Annotated in this window: 18 protein-coding genes and 1 riboswitch; of the genes, 10 read left to right on the forward strand and 8 right to left on the reverse strand. The window is 53.5% G+C overall.

Features of this window, described 5'->3' with window-relative positions; translation table 11 throughout:
- Positions 1-42: 42 nt before the first annotated feature.
- The 3 genes from B212_RS0113390 to B212_RS0113400 form a co-directional block, all read right to left on the reverse strand.
- A complete protein-coding gene (locus B212_RS0113390; protein ID WP_019911322.1) occupies positions 43-1,113 on the reverse strand; it encodes a Gfo/Idh/MocA family protein in 1,071 nt (356 codons plus the stop codon).
- Positions 1,114-1,403: 290 nt separating this feature from the next.
- Complete coding sequence (locus B212_RS0113395; protein WP_019911323.1) at positions 1,404-2,501, reverse strand: Gfo/Idh/MocA family protein; 1,098 nt, start codon at positions 2,499-2,501, stop codon at positions 1,404-1,406.
- Entirely contained in the window at positions 2,494-3,261 is a 768-nt protein-coding gene (locus B212_RS0113400) for a sugar phosphate isomerase/epimerase family protein (protein WP_019911324.1), read from the reverse strand. Before B212_RS0113400 ends, B212_RS0113395 begins: the two co-directional genes overlap by 8 nt.
- 278 nt (positions 3,262-3,539) lie before the next feature.
- On the opposite strand from B212_RS0113400, the gene B212_RS0113405 reads away from it, so the two are divergent.
- Positions 3,540-4,358 (forward strand): AraC family transcriptional regulator, encoded by an 819-nt coding sequence (locus B212_RS0113405; protein ID WP_028530808.1) that lies wholly within the window; start codon positions 3,540-3,542, stop codon positions 4,356-4,358.
- A gap of 423 nt (positions 4,359-4,781) precedes the next feature.
- On the forward strand, positions 4,782-5,462 hold the full coding sequence (locus tag B212_RS0113410) for a TIGR00266 family protein (protein WP_019911326.1): 681 nt from the start codon (positions 4,782-4,784) through the stop codon (positions 5,460-5,462).
- A gap of 487 nt (positions 5,463-5,949) precedes the next feature.
- On the opposite strand, the gene B212_RS0113415 is transcribed toward B212_RS0113410, so the two are convergent.
- Complete coding sequence (locus B212_RS0113415; RefSeq protein WP_019911327.1) at positions 5,950-6,540, reverse strand: TetR/AcrR family transcriptional regulator; 591 nt, start codon at positions 6,538-6,540, stop codon at positions 5,950-5,952.
- A 10-nt stretch (positions 6,541-6,550) separates the two neighbouring features.
- Positions 6,551-7,024 carry a ferric iron uptake transcriptional regulator gene (fur, locus tag B212_RS0113420; protein WP_019911328.1) on the reverse strand — a complete coding sequence of 158 codons (474 nt, stop codon included), beginning with the start codon at positions 7,022-7,024 and terminating at the stop codon, positions 6,551-6,553.
- Between the two features lie 255 nt (positions 7,025-7,279).
- Between fur and B212_RS0113430 the strand changes: the two genes are divergently transcribed.
- Together B212_RS0113430 and B212_RS0113435 are read left to right on the forward strand one after the other, a co-directional pair.
- Complete coding sequence (locus B212_RS0113430; protein WP_019911330.1) at positions 7,280-7,855, forward strand: hypothetical protein; 576 nt, start codon at positions 7,280-7,282, stop codon at positions 7,853-7,855.
- An 89-nt stretch (positions 7,856-7,944) separates the two neighbouring features.
- Complete coding sequence (locus B212_RS0113435; RefSeq protein ID WP_019911331.1) at positions 7,945-8,613, forward strand: S-layer homology domain-containing protein; 669 nt, start codon at positions 7,945-7,947, stop codon at positions 8,611-8,613.
- Between the two features lie 56 nt (positions 8,614-8,669).
- Here B212_RS0113435 and B212_RS0113440 read toward each other — a convergent pair whose 3' ends face one another.
- The 3 genes from B212_RS0113440 to B212_RS0113450 are packed head-to-tail and all read right to left on the reverse strand — an operon-like array spanning position 8,670 to position 11,007.
- Positions 8,670-9,422 carry an amino acid ABC transporter ATP-binding protein gene (locus B212_RS0113440; protein ID WP_028530809.1) on the reverse strand — a complete coding sequence of 251 codons (753 nt, stop codon included), beginning with the start codon at positions 9,420-9,422 and terminating at the stop codon, positions 8,670-8,672.
- Between the two features lie 13 nt (positions 9,423-9,435).
- Positions 9,436-10,104, reverse strand: a complete 669-nt coding sequence (locus B212_RS0113445) for an amino acid ABC transporter permease (RefSeq protein WP_019911333.1) — start codon at positions 10,102-10,104, stop codon at positions 9,436-9,438.
- 60 nt (positions 10,105-10,164) lie between these two features.
- Complete coding sequence (locus B212_RS0113450) at positions 10,165-11,007, reverse strand: amino acid ABC transporter substrate-binding protein (RefSeq protein ID WP_019911334.1); 843 nt, start codon at positions 11,005-11,007, stop codon at positions 10,165-10,167.
- Between the two features lie 135 nt (positions 11,008-11,142).
- Positions 11,143-11,246: riboswitch (TPP riboswitch) on the forward strand.
- Between the two features lie 116 nt (positions 11,247-11,362).
- On the opposite strand from B212_RS0113450, the gene B212_RS0113460 reads away from it, so the two are divergent.
- From B212_RS0113460 to thiE, 6 genes are all read left to right on the forward strand, one after another.
- Positions 11,363-12,139 (forward strand): ABC transporter ATP-binding protein, encoded by a 777-nt coding sequence (locus B212_RS0113460; protein WP_019911336.1) that lies wholly within the window; start codon positions 11,363-11,365, stop codon positions 12,137-12,139.
- Positions 12,120-12,896 (forward strand): ABC transporter permease, encoded by a 777-nt coding sequence (locus tag B212_RS0113465; RefSeq protein WP_019911337.1) that lies wholly within the window; start codon positions 12,120-12,122, stop codon positions 12,894-12,896. Before B212_RS0113460 ends, B212_RS0113465 begins: the two co-directional genes overlap by 20 nt.
- Entirely contained in the window at positions 12,893-13,945 is a 1,053-nt protein-coding gene (locus B212_RS0113470; protein WP_019911338.1) for an ABC transporter substrate-binding protein, read from the forward strand. The genes B212_RS0113465 and B212_RS0113470 overlap by 4 nt, the downstream gene beginning before the upstream one ends.
- Before the next feature lie 142 nt (positions 13,946-14,087).
- The gene (thiM, locus tag B212_RS0113475; RefSeq protein ID WP_019911339.1) at positions 14,088-14,885 is read left to right on the forward strand and encodes a hydroxyethylthiazole kinase; all 798 of its coding nucleotides are present in this window, start codon (positions 14,088-14,090) and stop codon (positions 14,883-14,885) included.
- A gap of 27 nt (positions 14,886-14,912) precedes the next feature.
- On the forward strand, positions 14,913-15,731 hold the full coding sequence (gene thiD / locus B212_RS0113480) for a bifunctional hydroxymethylpyrimidine kinase/phosphomethylpyrimidine kinase (RefSeq protein WP_019911340.1): 819 nt from the start codon (positions 14,913-14,915) through the stop codon (positions 15,729-15,731).
- Positions 15,728-16,384 carry a thiamine phosphate synthase gene (gene thiE / locus B212_RS0113485; protein ID WP_019911341.1) on the forward strand — a complete coding sequence of 219 codons (657 nt, stop codon included), beginning with the start codon at positions 15,728-15,730 and terminating at the stop codon, positions 16,382-16,384. Before thiD ends, thiE begins: the two co-directional genes overlap by 4 nt.
- Positions 16,385-16,460: the final 76 nt, after the last annotated feature.

Here is a 16,460-nt window from a genome sequence, read left to right on the forward strand (position 1 = left end):
TCCTACCTTTTTTATGGTTAGATTAAGTTCATCTTATATCTGTCATTTCCCGTATATGTCAAAATCCTTGATGGTCTGATGGGTTTCCGCAGCCGCAAAAATAGCTTCGATCAGCTTCAGCACACGCAGCACCTCGGTATTCTTGACGATAGGCTCTGCCGTACCTTCAATGACGTCCGTGAAGTTGTCGTAGAAGCTGGAGGACAGCTCCGCTGCCGGCGGAAGTGCTTCGGTGATTGTTGAGCCTTCCGAAGGAGGGGCCATCGTCTTGGTCAGGCCTACTCCGGCACGAATCGGCGTTGGCTCCAATCTCTCGCTCTCATGGTTGCGGGCGACAATTCTTCCCGTCAAGGACCAGTCTTCGATAATCGCTGTTCCTTCAGTACCCTTTACATACCATCTTGGCAATGTAATGAAGTTGGTAGTGCCCACTTCAACAACCGCCTGGACCCCGTTCTCAAATTGCAGGACCGCATCAAATCCGTCATCCACTTCATTGCCGAGAATGAAGCTCAGATTGCTGCTTACGCTTGCAACCTTGCTGTCGATCATGAACAGAAGCTGGTCCAGCAGATGTACGCCCCAGTCCAGAAGCATGCCGCCGCCCTGCTCTTTAACATGCCGCCAGTCACCGGGAATGCCGTTCGCGCCATGCACACGGGATTCAAGCTGGAACAACGGGCCGATTGTCCCCTTGTCGTACATTTCCTTAATGATCCGGAAATCCTCATCCCACCGCCGGTTCTGATGCACCATCAGCACACGCCCGGCTTCTTCTGCCGCCTTGGCCATCTCAATGAACTCATCTGAAGATAAGGCTACCGGCTTCTCGCAGATCACATGCTTGCCTGCTCTGAATGCCGAGAGGGCAATATCCTTGTGCACATCATTCGGCGTAGCGATTAATACAACCTCAACACCCGGATCAGCCAGAACCTCTTCATAGCTGGCATAAGCGGGATATCCCGCCGCCTCCGAAGCGCTGCGGCGGTCCTGCAGCAGATCGAACGTTCCGGCCACCTTCAGGCGGCCGTTCTCTTCAATCAATTGGGTGTGATAGCTTCCCATTCCACCGTAGCCTACGATGACTACGGAATGTTTGTCTGAACTCATGGTCTCCACTCCTGTTACTAACAATGTGACTTATACAAGCTGAACACCAAATCATCATAATAGGGGCTGGGCATAACTGCGGGGAATGTTTGGAATTCCGGCCGCTGTTGTCTACAGATTTCTTGATTGTTACCGTTCTTCGCGGTTGAAATCCGCAGACAGCTTAATCATACGGCCAGCTTGCCTACGAAAAGCTCTCAGGGGTCGCTTTCGCTCCGTAAGTATCCAAACTTCCCCTCCGTCACTTCTGCCCCTATTAATTTCTTCCGGTCCGCTTGTACAGCTATTCCTTAGTTGTCCGAACTTCCGTCAAAATATACCGCGCGGCCTGTACGTGCCGACTCATAAATTGCTTCGAGAATTTGTGTCACAACAAGAGCCTGCTCCGGCTTAACGACCGGCTCTTTATCTTCACTTACCGCTTCCAGCCACAGGCGGGCTTCACGATCCGATTCATTTTCCGCTTCCCCGCTGTAAAAGGCGACACCGCCTGTGGACAGGTCGACCTTGGTTTCATACAGGTGCCCGGCACGTTCGCCGTTGAGACGAAGACCGTCTTTCATATCCGCGCCGCCTTCGGTTCCGGCGAGCAAGGTTTGGGCTTCTCCGAATTCGGATACATTGAGCGCCCAACTGGATTCCAGCGTGATAGTCGCTCCGTTCTCCATTGTGATGTAGCCAAACGCAGAGTCCTCTACCTTGAATTGTTCCGGGTCCCAAGGGCCAAAAGCATTGGCTGCATTTTTCCGCTGTCCGAGCTTGTGGAAGGTCGAGCCGACAACCATATGCGGTTTGTAGTTATCCATCAGCCATAAGGTCAGGTCAAGCGCATGGGTGCCAATGTCAATGAGCGGACCTCCGCCCTGCTTCTCTTCGTCAAGAAACACACCCCAGGTTGGAACGGCACGGCGGCGCAGCGCAATCGCTTTGCCATAGTAGATATCGCCAAGCTCTCCGCTTTCGCATAGACCCTTAAGGTATTGACTGTCTGAACGGTAGCGGTTCTGGTAAGCGATGGAGAGCTTCTTGCCGGTGCGGCGCGCAGCGTCGAGCATTTCCTGAGCCTGCGCAGTGGTCTTGGCCATTGGCTTCTCACACAATACATGGTTGCCCGCTTCAAGCGCAGCTACTGAAATCACAGAGTGACTGTCATTCGGAGTGCATACATGCACAATGTCAAATCCGCCTGCTGCCAAAAGCTCCCTGAAATCAGTATACACCGCGGCATCTTCAGTACCGTAAGTTTTCGCCGCTTCCTGTGCGCGTTCCTCTATAATGTCGCAGAATGCTACCATCTCGGCATTTTTCTGACGGGACAAGCTTGGCATATGTTTGCCGTTTGCGATACCACCGCAACCGATAATGGCAATTTTGAGTTTGTTAGACATGAATTTTTCCTCCTTGGCTTGCGTAAGTTTTAACCCATCTCATGCTGTCCGTGACGCTCTCAAGCGGTGAACGGCTGCAATAATCCTGCTCCACTACCGCCCATTCCACGCCCGCTGCTGCGGCGGCTTCCACAATCGCAGCCAGATCCACTTCCCCTTCGCCCAGCACAACCGTCTCTGCCGAGCCGTCTTCACGTTTCTTCATATCCTTCAGATGGATGATCGGCAGGCGTCCCGCATACTTGTTGATGTATGCCACAGGATCATAGCCGCCATAATACACCCAGCAGGTATCCATTTCCACTTGCAGAAGCTCCGCAGGCACTTCCTCGAAAATGCCGTCAAAGGCGGTGCGTCCGCCAAAATGCTCCGTGAATTCAAAATCATGATTGTGATATGAAAGCACGGCCCCGCGTTCATTGCATTTCTCTCCGATTGCCCGCAGGTTAGCAGCTACCTCTTCCCAATTGCGCTGCTCTTCCGTCAAATAAGGCACAATCAGATTGCGGTTGCCTATTTCAAGGTTATAGCTGATCTCCTGCTCTGTATCATTCAGCAAGGCATCATACGGACGGTGTGCTCCAAGAGCAACCAGTCCTGTTTCCTGAAGCAGTGCCTTCACTTCTTCTGCCGAGCGGCCAAAAAAGTGAAAGAATTCCACACCGCTGTATCCCAGCGCCGCCACCTTGCGTAGTGTTCCTTCGAAATCCTGTTCCAGTTCTTCTCTCAGCGTATATAGCTGCAAGCCTATCTTCAGCATTTTCATCTCACTCCTACCTGGGTTTAAATTCACTTAACCTGAACAAAAGGGCTGCACTGCCCGGATGCCCCTTATTCTCTTCACCTATCCACGCAATTCCATAAGCCGGCCTTTCCGGCCTTCAGAGCCGAAATACAGCTCTCTCCACATCTTTTATATGTTTTTCGCTCAGGTACATAGTAATATGAAAGCGTATATAATAAAATGAATAATATGATTAAAACATGAACAATCTGCTTAACATTTAAAAAAACATATCACGCTACCCGGGAGGACCTATGACACCTACTTCACCCTGCCACGTGCTTTCCGCAGGCTTCTCGTTTCACCGTAAGCCATTCCACATGTCCCGCAGCGAAGGCGTCCAGTATTATCTTCTGCGCCTTCAGACCGAAGGACGCAGCCGGACCATGATTGACGGTACGGTCCAGAGCGTGGAGAACGGCGATCTGATGCTGTTTGGGCCAAGTGATCCCTACTACCTGAGTATCGACAAAGAGAGCCATCCGGTAGGCAAACCGCGGGTCGAAAGCGGCGATTATCATATCTTTTGCGGAGGGCCGTGGATGGAGGAATGGTGGACCCGCAAGCAGCGGCCCGCCCTTCTGCATGTCCCCCACAGTGAGAATTTTCTGGGCCTGTTCCGCCAAATTGTGCTTGAACAGCGGAGGCTTTCCGACTCGTCACCGGAGATTTCCGCTTGTTATCTGCAGATTCTTTGTCTCGAAATCGACAGGCTGATGTCTGAGCAGCCCGCGGTTTCGGCCAAGGGCTACCTGGCTTACCGCATGAAGCAATATGTAGAGGAGCATGCCGCGTACCCCTTCCGCCTTGAGGACGTGGCCGGATATGTCGATATTTCCGTCTCGCGGGCGGTCCACCTGTTCAAGGAGGCTTTTGGCACCACGATTGTGAAGTATGTAAATGACGTCAGACTGGAGATGGCGCGGGAGAGAATCACCTTCAGCCCTATGCCGCTGGAGCATGTCTCCGAAACCTGCGGCTTCGCGAACTATACCTATTTTCACCGTGTATTTCGGAGCCGCTTCGGGATGTCTCCCAAGCAATACCGCATCTACAGCAGAGAGAAGATCTGAGGTTTGGATATGTAAAAGGAGCGTCATCCTGAAAGATCCGCTCCTTGTGTTTGACCTTATGCAGTTGCTGGCGTTTGCCGGGGGTGATTCGTTCATGCTGGGAGATTGCTCCAAAGTCCTGATTCATTCTGCGGTTACGTTCTGCGCACCAGGCACCTGAGCGTTCCGCTTTGAGAAGAGCTTTTTGCGTTTTTGTGCGTGCCATGACGGCAACACTCCTTAATATATAATTTGTCGGCATAAGACTCGCGGAAGCCCGCCGATATTTTAATTTTAACATATTCCCGCAGCTATTTCCCGGTATAGTTGATTATAATCATTTGCCGCTCACTCTCGGCTTGCAGTAGCAGGTCCGCTTACAGTATCCTTGATTTGTACAAGGACTGGGAAAGGCTGTAATTCAACAGATGCGGAGGAGAACCCATGAAATACGATATTTTATATGAAGGCGCTTTTGCAATGCTCAAGGTGCATTTGAATTCGGGAGAAAGTGTCAAAGCGGAGATGGGCGCAATGGTCGCCATGTCCCCGAACGTTGAGCTAAGGGGTACTGTAGACGGCGGACTGATGCGGGGTCTGGGCAGAATGCTCAGCGGGGAGAAATTTTTCTTCCAGGAGCTGACGGCAACCAGAGGTCAAAGCGAGGTGCTGCTCTCCCCCGGCTCCATCGGCGACATTCAGGCGATTGAGCTGGACGGGTCGTACAAGCTGTATGTGCAAAAGGACGGCTTCCTTGCCGGTACTCAAGGCATTCAGGTCAATACGAAGATGCAGAATCTGACGCGGGGCCTGTTCTCGGGCGAAGGCTTTTTCATTGTGGAGATCAGCGGCAGCGGGACTGTGTTCCTCTCTTCATTCGGCGCCATCCATGCCATTAACCTGGAGCCGGGTGAGGAAATGATTATCGACAACGGGCATCTGGTGGCCTGGCCGGACTATATGAATTACAAGGTGGAAAAAGCCGCCTCCGGCTGGCTGAACAGCTTAACAAGCGGCGAAGCTCTGGTCTGCCGCTTCCGTGGCGAAGGCGTGGTGCTGGTGCAGTCCCGCAACCCGGGCAGCTTCGGAACATGGATTAAATCCTTTGTGCCGTCAAGACCATAAGCGATCAATAAATTATGAAAAGGAAACGGCATTTCAGAGCACTGACCGCAGGCTCTTGAAATGCCGTTTTGTTGATAAGCTTGAAGCTAGTCCAGCATCAGAGCTAACTCTGTCGGTGAGGTCATCCAATCAGGGGTTGTTGAAGAGAAAACCGCAGCAGCCAAGTCGGCTCCTTATGGACCTGAGAGCCGTTATTTTCAAGAAAACGCCACTTGTTGCGGCTTAACAGACCGACGGGCGCTTATGATCTCTCCAAGGAACATTTAGGAGCGGAATATTCGATCATAAGGCCCGTGGTGTCCGTAACATACCCAAGCCGCGACTCTCATCCGAATGAAGTGCACCTCAGTCCGTAACGCCGGGCCAAACGTCAATTTATGAACGAACCCCGTCCGGGAAGGGTACACCTGAGGGAGAATCGCTCCACGTTTTCCGTCCTTCGGGCATCCCATGCTCCTTACTCCACCATTGTAAATCTGACGCTCTACTAGTCCAGTAGGCGGTCCAAATGATAAGAGACCAGCTTCACGATATCTTCGGGCGTAACCTGCTCCGGGTGGATCACATGATGCAGTACGAGACCATCCACCAGACCGTGGAGCACTTTAATCTCCAGTTCCAGGTCCAGTCCTCTTCTTAACACCTGTTCAGCGGTCAGATACTCCATCATCTGGCGAAATCCTAAATACAGCCCATCATGCACTTCCTGCTTCAACGACTGAATCCCGGGATCGGTAACCGCTCTGCCTACAAAAGCCAGCCATACCTCCGCCTCGGCCCTGCGCTCCTCATCCAGCGGCATCAGCTCGCCAATAAGGTACTCAACATCCTTCCGGGGATTGCCCGTGGTCTGATAACCTACAATACGGCTATATCCCCGCTCGGACACCAGCCTCATCGAGAATGTCAGCAGATCGGACTGGCTTGCAAAATAGTGCCGCAGCGAACCAAGCGACATTCCCGCTTCCTTTGCGACATTCCGGACTGAAGCGGCTTCCAGCCCTTCCCGGCGGATAATGCGCCATGCGGCTTCCGCCAATCTGTTGCGCCGTTCATCATGGTCTACTTTTCTGGGCATTGGAACCTGCTCATGATACCGCCCGGCATTCCTTTTCGCCTTTGCAGCCGTTTCGTTTGCATGTATTGTAAGTGCCCTTGAAATCCAGCCGGTGATCCGTAACGACAAACCCGTACTCACGCTCCAGCCGCCGTTCAAGCTCAAGGAGCCAGTCATCCTTGATTTCCTCCAGCCTGCCGCATACATTGCAGATCAGGTGGTGGTGCATATGGGCATGGTCATCATCGCGCAGATCGTAGCGGGCAACGCCATCGCCGAAATTCATCTTTTCGACAATATGAAGCTCACAGAGCAGCTCCAGCGTACGGTATACCGTCGCAAGTCCAAGATGCGGATAGCTGCTCTTCACCAGCATGTATACCTCTTCTACACTCAAATGGTCCTTCTCATTATCAAGCAAAACTTGGACGATAGCCTCACGCTGAGGGGTCAATTTATAATTTTGCGCAGCGAACTGCTGGCTGATCTTAGCGATTGGGTTCACCTTTAGTCTCCCACCTTTCAGAAAGCACAAACTTAGAATTTAATTAGTAATCGTTACGATATAAGCATAACAAAAATACCCGCCATTGAAAAGTGCGCTGACCTTATTATACCATTCCTTCGTGGAATTCAGCAGCAGCCCTCTGAAAGAATTTCGCCTGACATCCTGCCAGATTAAGCATCTGCCCAAACCGTTCAAAGCCCCCGTTCCATACCTTAAATAGACAGATGATTTAACAAAGTGAGGATGGTTCGGATGGTAAAAGTAAACCTCAAGCAACCCCAGCTTCTTGTAACAGGACGTGTTCTGCGCCAGGTCTCCAGGAGGATGCTGCCTTTTTACCGGAAAATCGCCGGCAGCCGCAGCTTCGCTTCGCAATGGACAACCGCTGTTGTTACCTCAGATCTTAGCAGGATGGGCAGGCTGCTCGCCCGGATTCCGGCACTCGCCAAGGTGGAGCATTTCGGAACTAACGGCATCGGCTACTTCATCTCCTTTCCTTTTCCGCCGCCGGTTGATTACTATACGAACGGAACGACAATCCCGCCGGGTTCGGTGCAGTTCACATTTGATACGCAGGCGCACCGCAGATTAGCCCTGGCAGTAATCCCGCTGTACCGCAAGCTGGCTGCAAGCCCCACCTTCGCCAAAAGCTTCGCAGCCGCAATCCGCCGGAAGGACAATAAAGCTGTAGATGTTATGGTCCGCGGGCTGGTCAAGGCCGATTCACTGAAATCGGTGACGATAGAAGAGCATGGAGTAGCGCTGCTATTCCATACCAGATTCAGTGAATATCCTTACCGGAACCTGCTGTTTCAAGAAACGATGTAGGGTGGCCTGCAACCTTTCCATAATCTGCTCCGTCAGAGGAGTTGAACAGGCCAAGCGGCCTTAACCCTACTGATAGAGGTGGAATTCAGATGATGATCAAAAAAAGTGTTTTTGCAGCAATTACAACCGTTTCGCTTCTTTCGTTCTCACTAGCAGGGCAAATTTATGCCGCTGACAGCAGCTTCAAGGACATTGACAGCGCAGCCGGCAAGGACAAAATCAGCTCCCTGAAAGAGCAAGGCCTGATCAAAGGCATCTCCGATACCCAGTTTCTGCCCGGAGCCAAGGTAACCACAGCCCAAGGCATACAGTTTATCTCCGGCGGCCTGCAGCTTAGCCTTGCGGCAATTGATTTCAATAAGGCGCCTGTGGCGAGCGGGATTTTTACGAAGGTCAAAGACAATGCCTGGTATGCGGATGCCTTCATCAACGCCCACTACAATGGCATCGAAATTGCTCCCGATATTGATCCTTCCAAACCGATTACCAAGGAAATGTTCACCAATCTGCTGATTCAAGGGATTGAGAAGGCCCGCAATCTGCCGATGATCAAGCTTGTTCCGGTCGAGATCAAGGATGCGGATGCACTGGAACCCTCCTATCAGGGAAGCATCCAGCGCTCGCTGAAATACAAGATCAACACTCTGGATGCCAGCGGCAAATTTAATCCAAAAAGCGAAATTACCCGCGCCGAAGCAGCCGTCATGCTGTATAACGCTTTGGAATACCTGCAATCCGGCACAGCGCAACAAAGCTAACAGCTAGATACACAATGGCAGTCCGGGTGGGGATTCCCCACCTGAACTGCCGTTTTTTATTCTTCCTCACCGCTTAACCGGTTCAAGAACTGCAAGGCACGCAGATTCCTTGGATGCTTCAGCACCTGCTGTGGCGTGCCCTGCTCCAAAATAACGCCGTTATCCATCATAACCATCTGGTCCGCCACATCTGCGGCAAATTTCATCTCATGGGTGACGATAACCATCGTCATGCCTTCGGCGGCAAGCTGCCGGATCACCTTCAGCACCTCGCCTACCAGTTCGGGATCAAGCGCGGACGTTGGCTCATCAAAGAGCAGCACCTCCGGCTCCACCGCCATTGCCCGGGCAATAGCCACCCGCTGCTGCTGGCCTCCCGACAATTGATGCGGATAAGCATCCCCCTTGTCTGCCAGGCCAACCTTCGTTAGCAGCTCGATTCCCCGCTCACGCGCCTCCGCCTTCGGGCGTTTCTGGACGGTGACCTGTCCCTCCATCACATTGCCAAGCGCGGTCATATGCGGAAACAGATTGTAGGACTGGAACACCATGCCCGTCCGCTGACGAAGCGCCAATACCAAACGCTGCGGGACAGTACTTGTCGGTGTAAACTCAAGCTGCAAATCATCCAGCCTCAAGATTCCCCGGTCAGGCCGCTCCAGCAGGTTGAAGCAGCGCAGCAGCGTTGTTTTGCCGGAGCCTGAAGGCCCGATGATCACCAGCACTTTGCCGTCCTCGACGGTGAGATCTACCCCCCTCAATACATGCAGCAAACCGAAAAATTTATGCACATCACGGATTTCAATCACGGAATATTCCTCCTTATCTTGCCGAATAACGGTCAAGCCGATTCTCCAGGTAGTTTTGCAGCACTGACAGCACGGAACAGAACAGCAGATAAAATAAGGCAGCCTCGGTGTACAGGAGCAGCGGCTCATAGGAGGCTGCAGTTATTTGCTGTGCGGTTCTGAAGATTTCCACATAAGTAATCGTTGCAGCAAGCGAGGTATCCTTCACCAGACTGATAAAAGAATTCGACAAAGGCGGAACCGAAACACGCGCTGCCTGGGGCAGAATGATCCGCCGAAGCGCCTGGCCGCGGGTCATTCCAACAGAAAATGCCGCTTCCCATTGGCCTCTTGGAATGGACAGTACCGCAGCCCGCACAATCTCGGAGGAATAAGCGCCTACACTGAGCGTGAAGCCAATCGCAGCGGCAGTAAACGGATCGAGGAGGATGCCCACTGCCGGCAAGCCATAAAAAATGATGAACAACTGAACCAGCAGCGGTGTTCCCCGAATGATCCATACATAGAAACGTGCAATCAGCTTCGGCAGCGTCCACGGCGAAAGCCGGATGAGTGCGGTACACACGGCAAGCAGCAGTCCCAGAATGAAGGAGACTACAGCCAGCGGAATGGTAAAAGCCACCCCGGCTTTCAGCAGGGGCAGCATGGAATCGAGGAAAATCTGTATTTTGCGGTCATCCATTCGGCAGACATCCTTCCCAAGGGTTCAGGGTTTAGGGGCCACCCCCAAACACAACGCTTATTATTTGGATACATCAGCACCGAAATATTTCTCGGAAATTTTCAGGTACGTCCCATCGCTTTTCATGGCTGACAGTGCTTCGTTTACCGCCTTCACCAGCTCTTCATTGCCTTTCAGGAAGGTGGCCGCGCTATGTGAGCCTGCTGCGATCTCATCGACAACTTTAATCTTCACATCCGGTCTCTGCTTTTTCAGATCCAGATAGGACAGACCATCATTCACGGTTGCATCAATCCGGCCCGAGATCAGCAGGTCAATGGCCTGGCTGAAACCCTCAATAGCCACAATCTCAGCACCGTTCTCGCGGGCGATAGCGGATAGATTGCTGGTCAGCGACTGGCCAGCTTTTTTGCCTTTCAGGTCTGCAAAGGATGTAATGTCTTTGTTCTTCTCGCTGACGATCAGCACTGCCTTGGAGACAATGTACGGATCAGAGAAATCATATTTGACCTTGCGTTCTTCCGTAATTGACACTTCGTTAAAGATCACATCAAACCGCTTGGCATCCATACCAGCAAAAAGCCCATCCCACTGGGTTTCGAAAAACTCCGGCTTAACCCCTATCCGCTTGGATACCTCCCCGGCGATTTCCACATCAAATCCGGTCAGCTTGCCGGAGGTATCATGAAAAGTGAAAGGAGCGTATGTTCCTTCGGTTCCAATACGCAGCTTGCCGCTTGCTTTTATAGTCTCAAGGCTGTTCCGCCCTGCCGGAGCAGTTGTTGCTGTACCTTCGCTTGCCGCAGTAGACTGCTCTGCCGCATTGTTGCTTGTGTTGTTGCCGCAGGCCGCCGCCAGTATCACCGCAAGCAGCAGCATTATGGTCAGGCTTATTTTTTTCATGATTGATGTCCTCTCTCCTCTGAATAATCCTTGGGATTAGCATCCCCAATGACAGGCGGATCACTCAACTCGTCCGTTGACATCAAGCCTGAATATGATATATTAAGTAGCAATTGTGAATTCAATATCGACCTGTTATTTCACTAGGGGAGTCTGCCGACTGAGACGAAGCCTTAAGCTTCGGACCCTTGGAACCTGATCTGGATCATACCAGCGGAGGGAAGTGGAACAGAATGGCTCAGCGGTACCGCTTTATGCTGTCTGCCTGAACCTTTCGGACCCATTTGTCTCCTCCAGAGACGGATGGGTCTTTATTGTGTCCATTAAGTATCGCTACATACGAAGGAGGCTTTGCTTGCATACGAATATGATCTCTATTACTGACCTGATCTATTCTTTTGAAGCATCACCCAAGGCTCCGGTATTCTCCGGGATTTCTATGAACGTCATTCAGGGCGAATTCATCTCCATTGTCGGGGCCAGCGGCTGCGGCAAAAGCACGCTCTTCAAGATTATTGCCGGGCTTCTGCCCCATTCCGGCGGTGAGATCAGAATTCACGGACAACTCTCCGGGGAGCCTTCCTCGCGATTGGGGCAAGTTGCCTATATGCCGCAGCAGGACCTGCTGCCCTGGCGGACTGTGCTGGACAACTGCCTGCTGCCTTGGGAGCTGAAGCAGATTGGCAGTAAGGCCGAGGCTGCAACGCAGATCCGTGAAATGCTGGCCCGTTTCGGCTTGGCGGGAACAGAGGCAGCCTATCCCGCAGAGCTGTCCGGCGGGATGCGCCAGAGGGTTGCTCTGCTGCGCACGCTTGCCGCCGGGAATGAACTGCTGCTGCTGGATGAGCCCTTCGGGGCGCTGGATGCGATTACAAAGCGCGAACTGCACCGCTGGCTGCTCTCGCTGTGGAGCAGCCTGGAGAAGACAGTGCTGTTCATCACGCATGATCTGGAGGAGGCTTTGCTGCTCAGCGACCGGATCTATCTGATGTCCGGCGGGGCAGGCGGCGGCTTGCAGGAGCTGGCTGTAGATTTGCCGCGCCCGAGACATTACAAAATGAACTATGAACCGCAGTTTGTCGCCCTGCGGGAGGATTTGGAGCGGAGGCTGCATGAAAGCCGCATGGTGTAGAAAAGCATTTCGCAATTACGGGCCTTTTGCTCTGCTGGCAGTGTTTACTCTTGTCGCCTGGGAGACCGCAGCGCGCCTGGAGCTGATTCCCTCGTTCATCCTTCCAGCTCCTTCATCCATCTTCATGGCGCTTGTCCGGCAAAGAGGGTTGCTGTTCGGAGTGCATTTGCCCGCGACGCTGGAGGAGGTACTGCTCGGGTTTGGCCTATCGGTAAGCTGCGGCTTGCTGCTGGGGACGGGGATGCACATGTTCACTCCGCTGGAAAAGGCGCTGTATCCCCTGCTCGTTATCAGCCAGACGGTTCCGCTGATTGCATTGTCGCCCATTTTTATTATGTGGTTCGGCTATACGCTGTGGAGCAAGGTTGCGGTGGTGTTCCTGACTGCCTTTTTCCCGGTGGTGGTGGGGACCTATGACGGTCTGCATAAAAGCGGGGCGATATACCGGGAGCTTCTGCTGACTCTTGGCGCGAACCGCTGGCAGATTCTGCAGAAGACGCAGATTCCACCGGCGCTGCCTGCTTTTTTCTCAGGACTCAAGCTCTCCATTGTCTATTGCGTGATTGGCGCAACCATTGGCGAATGGCTGGGCGGCTCTAAAGGTCTTGGTTATTTCAGCCGCCGGATGGCCGGAAATCTGCAAAGCGCAGAAATGTTCGCCGCCGTTGTCCTGCTGTCCGCGCTCGGTGTCACCTTGTTCTTAAGCATAACCTTGCTTGAACGGATCATTTTGAAGAAAAGAGGTATTTATCGGTGAAAATCATCCGCTACGTAAATTCTGTGAGGAAAAGGAAGCTGCCCCTAGCTCCCCTCTTGTTGCTGTTGTGTCTTGGAGTTGCTGCCGGCGGCTGTGGGCCAGCCAACAGTACTGCCCCTTCCGGCTCCGCTGCGGCCAAAGAAGGCGCTCCGCGCCACAAGCTCACCATCATGCTCGACTGGTATCCGAATGCGGTCCACACCTTCCTGTATGCCGCTCAGCAGAATGGCTATTTTGCCGAAGAAGGCCTGGACGTGGATATCCAGATGCCCGCTGACAGCAATGACGCCCTGAAGCTGGTGGCCGCAGGAAAAGTTGATCTGGCCCTAAGCTACCAGCCGCAGGTGCTGATGGCCCGCGGAGAGCAGATTCCGGTCAAATCCGTTGCCGCCATCGTGAGGCATCCGCTGAACCACCTGATGGTTCCGGCAGACAGCGGGATCAAGAGCCCTAAAGATCTGGCGGGCAAAGCGGCCGGTTATTCCTCCGTTCCGCTCTATGAAGCGATGCTCAAAACTATGGTTCGAACCGATGGAGGCGATCCTGCCGCCGTCAATCTGATTGATGTGGGCTTTGACCTGATTCCCGCCATTTCCACCGGACGGGTAGACGGGATTATCGGCGGCTTCATTAACCATGAGCAGTTGATTCTGGAAAAGGAAGGCCATCCTGTAACCTCCCTAGATCCGACAGCTTATGGCGTACCCGACTATTATGAGCTGGTGCTTGTCGCCAGCGAACAGGGTCTGCAAAATTCGAAGGCCGATATCCAGAAGTTCATTAACGCGGCACGCAAGGGACAGAGGTTCGTCCAAGAGCAGCCGCAGCAGGCGCTGGAACTGCTGCTGGCGCATGAAGACGCCACAGCCCCGCTCGACAAGGACATTGAAGCTGCAAGTCTGGAAATTCTGCTGCCGCTGATGGATGCAGGCGATGTGCCCTTTGGCTATCAGGACCCTGAGTCCTGGGACAAGGTGCAGAAGTGGCTGAGTGACAACGGGCTGCTGAACGGAGAGGTCAACAGTCAGGAGGCTTTTATTAATTTGTAAGGCGTATGCTTCCGAAGCGAGTTTTGTACGAAGCTGATCTGGGATGCGTATGCTAACAAAACTAAGCATATGCTTCCGAAGTAAGTTTTGCCGAAGTGATTTCAAGAAGTAACGCTAACAAAACTTTTAAGGAGTGATAATCATGTCATTTTTATCAAAGGTACGGGAAAGCAATCCGCTGGTGCATAACATTACGAATATTGTGGTCGCAGGCTTCAGCGCGAACGGGCTATTGGCCTTGGGCGCTTCGCCTTTTATGGCCGATGCGCATGAAGAAGTAGCAGACATAGCGGCTATGTCAGGAGCAGTCGTGCTCAACATAGGTACTCTGAACGACTATGCCATCAGCTCTATGCTCCTGGCCGGACAAGCCGCGAACCGCCATCAGGTGCCGGTGGTGCTTGATCCGGTGGGAGCCGGAGCTACCGCTTACCGTACAGAGGTTACGCATAAGCTCGTGAACGGCATGCAGATTACCGCGCTGCGCGGCAACGTTGCTGAGGTGGCCCATGTTGTCGGGGAGAGCTGGAGCATTAAAGGCGTAGATGCCGGAGCTGGAGACGGCGATGTGGTGGCACTCGCGGTAAAAGCTGCGCGGAAGCTGAATTGTGTCGTGATCATCACTGGCAAGGAGGATGTTATCACGGATGGCAACAGCACTTATGTGGTCAGCAACGGGCATCCCATTCTGACAAAAGTTACCGGCACAGGCTGTCTGCTCAGTGCAGTTGTGGGCGCTTTTCTGGCGGCCAGCGGCGGAGTCTGGCTGGAGGCGGCAGCGGAAGCTCTCTCCTTCTATGGCGTGGCGGCCGAGATTGCCGCAGAGCGGACACACGGACAGGGTCCGGGCAGCTTCCAGTCTGAATTCCTGAATCAATTGGCGCTGGTGACTCCGGAAATATACTCCGGGCGCTCCCGTGTGCAGCGGCTTGCACAATAACGGCAGTCCGGCAAAGGAGACATTATGATGTCAAAAGTATTCAAGGCATTAACTGTCGCCGGCTCCGACAGCGGCGGCGGTGCCGGTATCCAAGCCGATCTCAAAACCTTTCAGGAGCTAGGAGTATACGGCATGTCCGCACTTACGGCAGTGACGGCGCAGAACACGCTCGGTGTGCAGGGTGTGTATCCGCTGGAAGCGGTGGCCGTTGCTGCACAGCTTGATTCCGTCGGAACTGATCTGGCACCGGATGCGGTCAAAACCGGCATGCTGTTCAGCAGCGGGCTGATTCGCGTGGTGGCCGACAAGGTCCGGCAATACGGCTGGACTAAGCTTGTGGTCGACCCGGTGATGATTGCCAAGGGCGGCTCCCCGCTGCTTCAGCAGGAGGCCGTACACGCGCTGATTACCTCACTGCTGCCGCTAGCCTTAGTCATCACACCGAACATTCCTGAGGCGGAAGTCCTCACCGGGATGACTATCACTTCTCTTGCCGGCCGCGAAGCAGCCGCCAAGCTTATTCATACAATGGGACCGCAATACGTGGTGCTCAAGGGCGGTCATGAAGAAGGAACCGCCCATGTGACAGACCTGCTCTATGACGGGCAGGCATTCGCTTATTTGGAGAGCCCGCGCATTCACACCCGGCATACGCATGGAACGGGCTGCACGTATTCCGCAGCGGTTGCTGCCGGATTCGCCAAGGGCCAGGGGATCATGGAGGCGGTTCACACTGCCAAAGCTTTTATCCAGGCGGCGATTGAAGACAGCTTGAACCTTGGGGCAGGACATGGACCAACGAATCATTTTGCTTATCAGAACAGACTTCGGGGGGTGCGGCCATGAACCGGATCAGCAGTGAACATATGCGGGGAATGTTGAAGCTGTATTTCATTATGGGCAGTGTAAATTGCCGGAAATCCCCACTGGATACCCTTGCAGCGGCTATTGAAGGCGGAATAACCATGTTCCAGTTTCGTGAAAAGGGGGCTGGCGCACTGACCGGACAAGCATACTTTGAGCTGGCGCAGCAGCTTCAGATGAGCTGCCGGGAGCATCGTGTCCCTTTTATCGTAAATGATGATATCGGACTGGCGGTTGCCCTTGATGCGGACGGCGTTCATGTCGGACAGAGCGATGCCCCGGCCCGCTCCATCCGCCAGCGTCTCGGAGCGCACAAAATCGTCGGCGTCTCCGCCCATACCCTGGACGAAGCGCGGCAGGCAATCGCTGACGGAGCAGACTACCTGGGAGTCGGTCCGGTCTACCCCACAATCTCCAAAGATGATGCCGAAGCCGTCCAGGGAACGGCTGTGATTGAGGAGCTGCGGCAGAGCGGAATCACCCTCCCCCTCGTTGGCATCGGCGGAATCACCGCGGCGAATACACCGCCGGTAATCAGGGCTGGCGCAGACGGCATATCCGTAATTTCGGCAATTGCCGGTGCGGAGGACATCAGCGGGGCAGCGCGGGAGTTCCTGCTGGCGATTAAGCTGTAGCCACGTCAGCCATAGCGTGTGGCCCCGCTTGGCTCCGTAAATAGCAAAAAGCACAGTTGCCTGGATATCAGCATCG

The sequence above is a fragment of the Paenibacillus sp. HW567 genome (assembly GCF_000374185.1).
Classification (GTDB): Bacteria; Bacillota; Bacilli; order Paenibacillales; family Paenibacillaceae; genus Paenibacillus_AQ.